This window comes from Rhizobacter sp. P3_C12 (assembly GCF_056402735.1).
Map to the genome: position 1 here is coordinate 1 of NZ_JBFUGW010000661.1, position 540 is coordinate 540.

Annotated in this window: 1 protein-coding gene; it reads right to left on the bottom strand. The window is 70.6% G+C overall.

Going from position 1 to position 540, the window contains the following annotated elements; all coding sequences use genetic code 11:
- Positions 1-90 precede the first annotated feature (90 nt).
- On the bottom strand, positions 91-540 hold a 450-nt coding region (locus tag AC1DXV_RS35235), incomplete at its 5' end, for a response regulator (protein ID WP_477938132.1).

The window sequence follows — 540 nt, forward strand, 5'->3', positions numbered from 1 at the left end:
GGGAGAGGCTGTGGGGCCGACTGCCCCAGCTGAGCCCCCACAGCCTCTCCCCGGCCGCCCCGCCCACGCGCACAGCAAGAACACAGTCTCTCAAACGGATGAAGGCGGTGGAAAGAGCCGATCAAGACCACCCAGGAATTCGGTGAAGTCGATCGGCTTGGTCCAGTAGTCGTCGAAGCCCGCGTGGCGAGCCCGTGCGATGTCTTCGGGCATCGCGTTGGCCGACAGCGCGACACATCGGATGTGGGCCGTCTCCGGCTGCGCTCGCAGGCGCCGCAGCACCTCGAAGCCGTCGAAATCGGGCAGCTGCATGTCGATCAGCACCAGGTCGGGCTGCAGCTCGCGGGCCCGCTCGACGCCGGCTTCGCCGCTGGCGGCCGACTCGATCGACAGGCCGGCCTGGCCGCGCACCAGTTCCTCGACCAGCAGCACGTTCACCGGGTTGTCCTCGATGTAGAGCACCTGCCCGCGGCGCTCGCCCGGCGCCGGTTCCGCAACGCGCGCCGGAGTTGCCGCCGCGGGCCGCGAGCCGGCGGGCAG